This is a genomic window from Lentzea sp. NPDC059081, assembly GCF_042738015.1.
Taxonomy (GTDB): domain Bacteria; phylum Actinomycetota; class Actinomycetes; order Mycobacteriales; family Pseudonocardiaceae; genus Lentzea.
Genome location: NZ_JBHYGW010000011.1, coordinates 249,385 through 256,290 on the forward strand (window position 1 = coordinate 249,385; position 6,906 = coordinate 256,290).

General features: G+C 71.3%; 6 protein-coding genes. 5 read left to right on the forward strand and 1 reads right to left on the reverse strand.

Translation table 11 applies throughout. From position 1 onward, the window contains the following. Positions 1–140 precede the first annotated feature (140 nt). Complete coding sequence (locus tag ACFWV3_RS25145) at positions 141–1,697, reverse strand: alpha/beta fold hydrolase (RefSeq protein ID WP_382414206.1); 1,557 nt, start codon at positions 1,695–1,697, stop codon at positions 141–143. Between the two features lie 119 nt (positions 1,698–1,816). On the opposite strand from ACFWV3_RS25145, the gene ACFWV3_RS25150 reads away from it, so the two are divergent. From ACFWV3_RS25150 to fabF, 5 genes are all read left to right on the forward strand, one after another. Then, on the forward strand, positions 1,817–3,016 hold the full coding sequence (locus ACFWV3_RS25150) for a PucR family transcriptional regulator (protein ID WP_382414208.1): 1,200 nt from the start codon (positions 1,817–1,819) through the stop codon (positions 3,014–3,016). Positions 3,017–3,210: 194 nt separating this feature from the next. Beyond that, positions 3,211–4,143, forward strand: a complete 933-nt coding sequence (locus tag ACFWV3_RS25155) for an ACP S-malonyltransferase (RefSeq protein ID WP_382414210.1) — start codon at positions 3,211–3,213, stop codon at positions 4,141–4,143. A gap of 20 nt (positions 4,144–4,163) precedes the next feature. Beyond that, positions 4,164–5,138, forward strand: coding sequence for a beta-ketoacyl-ACP synthase III (locus ACFWV3_RS25160; RefSeq protein WP_382414212.1), 975 nt, complete (start codon positions 4,164–4,166; stop codon positions 5,136–5,138). A gap of 46 nt (positions 5,139–5,184) precedes the next feature. Next, positions 5,185–5,421, forward strand: coding sequence for an acyl carrier protein (locus tag ACFWV3_RS25165; protein ID WP_030465146.1), 237 nt, complete (start codon positions 5,185–5,187; stop codon positions 5,419–5,421). Continuing rightward, positions 5,418–6,653 carry a beta-ketoacyl-ACP synthase II gene (gene fabF / locus ACFWV3_RS25170; protein WP_382414214.1) on the forward strand — a complete coding sequence of 412 codons (1,236 nt, stop codon included), beginning with the start codon at positions 5,418–5,420 and terminating at the stop codon, positions 6,651–6,653. Before ACFWV3_RS25165 ends, fabF begins: the two co-directional genes overlap by 4 nt. Positions 6,654–6,906 lie beyond the last annotated feature (253 nt).

Sequence of the window (6,906 nt, forward strand, 5' to 3'; positions counted from 1 at the left end):
AAAGGGGGGGGTGGGGGGGGGGGTTTTTGGTCGAAAGAGGGGGGGGGGGGAAACGGGGGGGGGGGGGGGGGGGGGGGGACCCCCCCCCCCCTTTTGGGGGCGCCCGCTTCCACATTCCAGGTCACTTGGCGCCGGGCTTCTCAGGGCCGCACGGCGCTCAGCCCGCGGCCGTCGAGGTAGGTCTGGATGTTCTCCGGCGACAGCGCGGGCGCGGCGCCGCCCTGCCCGTCCTTCGGCACGTCGGGCCGCGGGTCGCCGGGGCACTCGGTGCTGCTGCCCGGCAGCGCCCCGTCGACCAGGTACCGGTTGACCTTGGCGTCCACGCAGGCGTTGCCGTTGTAGAGGCCGTGCTTGCCCTCGTCGACGACGGTGATCAGGTTGTGCCCGAGCCGTTCCGCCATCGCCGGTCCGCCCGCGTACTGGGTCTGCGTGTCGCCCTCGGACTGCACGACGATCCCGATCGGGTACGTGGTGCGGGCGATCCGCACGGGCCGCTCCGGCGGCGTGAAGGAGCGGAACGTGCAGGTCATCGGCGCGGCCCTGACGATGCCGAAGCCGTACGGGTAGCGCTCGCGGAACGTGCGCATGTCCTCGTAGTAGAGGTTCACGTCGGTCGGCCAGTCCGACTCGCAGGTGACCGTGTCGAACACGCCGGACCGCAGCTCGTCCAGCCCGGTCTTCGCGAGCAGCCGGCCCGCCTCGGCGCCCTCGGCGTTCGCCGGTCCCTCCCCCGACCGCAGCTTGACCACGACCGACGCGATGTCCGACCACAGTGGACGGTAACGGGCACCCGCCCCCACCGCGCCGTCGAAGGACGAGCGGCCGTAGTCGCCGACCGGCGCGGTGCCCAGCTTCGCGGCGACCTTCTCGACCTCGGCGAGCACCTCGTCGCGCGACCTGCCCAGCCCGAACTTCTCGGAGCGCTCCCCCACCCAGGCAGCCCACGCCTCGACGTCGTGCCGGTACGCCACGGCCTGCTGGCGGAACTGCTCGTGCCACACCCACTCCGGGTGCACGGCCGAGTCGAGGACGCTGCGGTCGAGGCGGTTCGGGAACAGCGTCCCGTACACCGCGCCCAGGTACGTGCCGTAGGAGTAGCCCAGATAGTTGATCTTCGCTTCGCCGAGCACCGCGCGCACCAGATCCATGTCCCGCGCGGTGTTCGCGGTGCTGATGTAGCGCCGGATCCCGCCGCCGGACCTCTCGCAGGCGTCCTCGGCGTCACGGGCCTCGGCCGACCACTTGGCGAACTCGCCGTCCGCCGGCCGGGAGTCGGGCTGAGCGATCGCGGGCATGGCGCGGCAGTTCAGCGCCGTCGAACCGCCGACGCCGCGCGGGTCGAAGCCGATGAGGTCGTACACCTGCGCGAGCTCGGACTTCGCGAGGAACCGCGGCAGGCCGAGCCCGGACCCGCCAGGCCCGCCGGGGTTGACGAGCAGCACGCCCCGCCTGCGGTCCGGCGCGGCCGCCTTCCTGCGGCTGATCACCAGGTTGATCCGGTCACCGGCCGGCGTGCCGTAGTCGAGGGGCGCGACGAGCGTGGCGCACTCCAGCTCGGCGAGCTTGCCGGTGCACGGCGCCCACCTCACCGGTTGGGCGTTGTACTCGGCGAGGGGGTCAGGAGGGTCCGCTGACGCTGTCACGCCCGTCGCGGTGAGCACGACCACGCCGAGGACGAAAGCGAGGAACTTGCGCAAGACCAACCTCCGTGCCGCACGAAAGACCATCGATCCCCGAAGGTATGGCCGCCGAAACGGCTTCATGTGTTGTGTCACCCGTCCCGGTGATGCCACCTCCGTGGCCCTAAGCTGCGGGTATGACCAGCAGCAAGGCGAAGGAGGAGCACCCGCCCGCGCTCTCCGCCCGCACGATGCGCAAGATCGAACGCGCGTCCGGCTCGCTCGCCACCGCCAGCGTGGCCGAGATGGAGCAGCGGCTGCCGTGGTTCGCGCGGATGCCCGCGGACCAGCGGGCGAGCGTGCTGCTGCTGATCCAGAACGGCGTGGCGGGCTTCGTCGAGTGGCTGCACGACCGGCAGCAGGCGATCCGGCTCACCGCGGACGCGTTCCGCAGCGCCCCCAAGGACATCTCCCGCTGGGTGAGCCTGCGCCAGACCGTCGAGCTCGTCCGGATCGCCCTGGAGCTGTTCGAGGGACAGCTGCCGGAGATGGCGGCGGACGACGTCGAGCGCGCGCTGCTGATGGAGGGCGTGCTGCGGTACGGGCGCGAGATCGCCTTCTCGGCGGCCACCTCGTACGCGGCGGCCGCCGAGGCGCGCGGTGCGTGGGACGCGCGGCTGGAGGCGCTGGTCGTGGACGGCATCGTGCGTGGCGACCCCGAGGAGTCGCTGCTCTCCCGTGCCGCGGCGCTCGGCTGGGACCCGGCGCTGGAGGCGACCGTGCTGGTCGGCAACCCCGGCGGCGAGGACCCGCCCGCGATCATCTACTCGGTGCGCAGCAAGGCGGCCCGCGCGGGACGGCCGGTGCTGCTGTCCGTGCAGGGCTCGCGGCTGGTCGTCGTGCTCGGCGGGCCGACGGAGACCGGTGAGGACGTGCTGGGGCGCATCGCCGAGGGGTTCGGCGAGGGGCCCGTGGTGGCCGGGCCGACCGTGGCGTCGCTGTCCGAGGCGCACCGCAGTGCCAGTGACTCGTTGAGCGGGCTGCGCGCGGTCGTGGGCTGGCCTGCCGCTCCCCGGCCCGTCCGGTCGCTCGACCTGCTGCCGGAACGGGCGCTCGCCGGCGACCCGGAGGCCGAGTGGCAGCTCGTCGACCGGGTCGCCCGGCCACTGGAGGACGCGGGCGGCGCGCTGCTCGAGACCGTGGACGCGTTCCTGGAGGTCGGCGGCGTGCTGGAGACGTGCGCGAAAAGACTGTTCGTGCACCCGAACACGGTCAGATATCGCCTTCGGCGCGTTCAGGAAATGACCGGAAGAAATGCACATGACGCTCGAGACGCGCTTGTGCTCCGCGTCGCTTTGTCTGTAGGACGGCTTGCCCGGTCCCGGGGCCTGTGGTAGCCAACGAGCTGTGACGGAGTTCGCACACGTCCGCAAGAGTGAGGACCAAACGACCTCGCACACCGCTGACCTGCGCAGACGTCGCGGCCCGTTCAGCTGGTAGACGCTTTTGTAGGGTCTCTACAAATACGATCGCCGTACTTCGTTCTTCCCGACATGGGGTACCGGCGGGTTCACCGGCTTTAGTAATCGGCGTGATCGCACTCCTCGCGCCCGGACAAGGGTCCCAGACGCCCGGCATGCTCACCCCCTGGCTCGAACTGGAGGGGGCGGAGAAGCAGGTGCGCACGTGGTCGGAGATCACGGGTCTGGACCTCGTGCGCCTCGGCACCACCGCGGAGGCCGACGAGATCGTCGACACCGCGATCACCCAGCCGCTGGTCGTGGCCCTCGCGCTGCTCGCGTTCGGTGAGCTGCGCCGCCGCGTCGAGCTGCCCGCGGACGTGGTCGTCGCCGGCCACTCGGTCGGTGAGCTGGCCGCCGCGTCGATCGCCGGCGTGATCAGCGCCGACGACGCGGTCGCCCTCGCCGGTGTGCGCGGTGCCGCGATGGCGGAGGCCTGCGCCCTCGAACCGACCGGCATGGCCGCCGTGCTCGGCGGCGACGAGGCGGAGGTGCTCGCGCGTCTCGAGGAGCTCGGTCTCGTGCCCGCCAACCGCAACGGCGCCGGCCAGATCGTCGCGGCCGGTCCGCGTCCCGCCCTGGACGAGCTCGCGGAGAACCCGCCGGGAACGGCGAAGGTCCGCAAGCTGGCCGTCGCGGGCGCGTTCCACACCAAGTACATGGCGCCCGCGGAAGACGCGGTGCGCGCGCGTGCCGCCGAAGTCGCCACGCAGGACCCGTCGCTGCCGCTGCTGTCCAACAGGGACGGTCAGCCCGTCACCGACGGCGCCGAGGTGCTGAGCCGCCTGGTCTCCCAGGTCACCAGCCCCGTCCGGTGGGACGTCTGCCAGGCGACCCTCGTCGAGAAGGGCATCACCGGCTCGGTCGAGCTGCCGCCCGCCGGCGCGCTCACGGGTCTGGCCAAGCGTGCGATGAAGGGCACCGCCACCCTCGCCCTGAAGACCCCCGACCAGCTCGAGAAGGTCGCGGAGCTCTTCACCACCGTTGGAGCCACGCAGCAATGACCTCTTCAGGGACGACCGCCGTGCCTTTCGAAGCCCCGCGGGCAAGCGCGGGTAGCCGCATCCTCGGTCTCGGCAGCTACCAGCCCGAGACCGTGGTGAGCAACCACGACCTCGCCGCGCGCATGGACACCTCGGACGAGTGGATCCGCGAGCGCGTCGGCATCGTCAACCGCCGGGTCGCGGCCAAGGACGAGGGCGTCGTGGACATGGCCGTCACGGCCGGCACGAAGGCGATCGAGGACGCGGGTCTCACGCCCGCCGACATCGGTGGCGTGATCGTGGCGACGTGCACGATGCCGTCGACCATCCCCAACGCCGCCGCGCAGGTCGCGACGAAGCTCGGCATCCAGGCCGCCGCCGCGTTCGACCTGAACGCCGCGTGCGCGGGCTTCTGCTACGCCGTCGCGACCGCCGCGGACATCGTCCGCGCGGGCACGGTGCGCCACGTCCTCGTCATCGGCGCGGAGAAGCTCACCGACTGGACCCACCAGGACGACCGCTCGACCGCGATCATCTTCGCGGACGGCGCGGGTGCCGTCGTGGTCGGCGCCAGCGAGGCGAACGAGATCGGCCCCGTCGCGTGGGGCTCGGACGGCTCGATGTCCGAGGTCATCCGCATCGACGACCGCGACTCGTTCATCCACCAGGAAGGCCAGGCGGTCTTCCGGTGGGCGACGACCCAGGTCGCACCGGTAGCGATCCGTGCCGCCGAACTGGCGGGGGTCGCACTGTCCGATGTGGACGTGTTCGCCCCGCACCAGGCGAACCTCAGGATCATCGAAGCGATCGCGAAGCGCCTGCGCAAGAATGGTGCGCGCGAGGACCTGAAGGTCGCTCGAGACATCGTCGAATCCGGCAACACCTCCTCGGCATCGATCCCCATGGCGCTCGACCACATGCGTTCTGCGGGCGAGATCTCCTCCGGGGACGTGGTGCTGATGGTCGGTTTCGGCGCGGGCCTGTCCTACGCGGGGCAGGTCGTGCGGTGCCCGTGAGCACCACCCCTGGTTTTTCCACCGTTTCAACCGAAAGGGAACTTCAGTGAGCGACAACGTCCTGTCCGGTCTTGCCGAGATCGTCGAAGAGGTCGCCGGCGTTGCCGCCGACGACGTCACCGCTGAGAAGTCCTTCGTGGACGACCTCGACATCGACTCGCTGTCGATGGTCGAGATCGCCGTCCAGGCCGAGGACAAGTTCGGCGTGAAGATCCCGGACGACGAGCTGGCGAACCTCAAGACCGTTGGTGACGCGGTGAACTACATCACCAGCAACAAGTGAGTTCCGGCATCGAGGTCGTCATCACCGGGCTGGGTGCCACCACCCCGCTCGGCGGTGACGTCACGTCGACCTGGGACGCGCTCCTGGCCGGCAAGTCCGGGGTCAGCCCCATGACCCACGACTGGGTCGAGAAGTACGACCTGCCGGTGAAGATCGCGTCGCAGCTCGTCGTCGACCCGACCGAGGTGCTCCCCCGAGTAGAGGCACGCCGCCTGGACCGCTCCGAGCAGGTCGCCATCGTGGCGTCCCGCCAGGCGTGGGCCGACGCGGGCCACGACGACGACACCGTCGACCGCCAGCGCCTCGCCGTGATCATCGGCACGGGCATCGGCGGCGCGATCACCCTCCTGACCCAGGACGACCTCCTGGAGCAGCAGGGCCTGCGCAAGGTGTCGCCCCTGACCGTCCCGATGCTGATGCCGAACGGCCCGGCGGCCCACGTGGGCCTCGAGCTGAAGGCCCAGGCGGGCGTGCACGCCCCGGTCTCCGCCTGCGCGTCGGGCGCCGAGGCCATCGCGTGGGCCTACCGCATGATCATGTCCGGCGAGGCCGACGTGGTCGTGGCAGGCGGCGCGGAAGCGTGCATCACGGCGATCCCGGTGGCGGGCTTCTCGCAGGCCCGCACCATGAGCACCCGCAACGACGAGCCGGAGAAGGCCTCCCGCCCGTTCGACACGGGCCGCGACGGCTTCGTGCTGGGCGAGGGCGCGGGCGTCATGGTCCTGGAGCGCCGCGAGTTCGCAGAGGCACGCGGCGCCAAGATCTACGGCCGCCTGGCAGGCATCGGCACCAGTGCCGACGGCTACCACATCACCGCACCGGACCCCGAGGGTGTGGGCCAGTCCCGCGCCATCGCGGCGGCCCTGCGCTCGGGCGGCATCGACCCGTCCGACGTGGGCCACGTGAACTGCCACGCCACCTCGACCCCGGTCGGCGACGTGGCGGAGACGGTGGCCATCCGCAAGGCGATCGGCGACCACCCGGTCCTGACCGCCCCGAAGGGCGCACTGGGCCACCTCCTGGGCGCAGCAGGCGCGGTCGAAGCCATCGTCACGGTCCTCTCGATCCGCGACGGCATCGTCCCCCAGACGCTGAACCTGGAGAACCTCGACCCGGCCGTCACGCTGGACGTGGTGGCAGGCGAACCCCGCAAGATCAAGCTCGACGCCGCCGTGAACGACTCGTTCGGCTTCGGCGGCCACAACGTGGCTCTGGCCTTCACCCCGGCCTAGCACCACACCGCACACGCGGCGATGCCCCGGTCCACACCACACGGACCGGGGCATCGCCGTGTCCGGGCCAGGCACGCTGCCTAAGCCGCGAGGCCGAAGGCGAGCCGAGGCGAAGGCGAAGCCGAGCCGCTCTTGGCTTTTGCTTTTGCTCTTGGCTTTTCCCATGCGCTCGGGTGGGGTGGTCCCGTCACGAGCAGTGCTGACGCGTTTGGCCGCGCGCGAGGAGGGGTGTCAACCCGGCACGCTCTTCGCC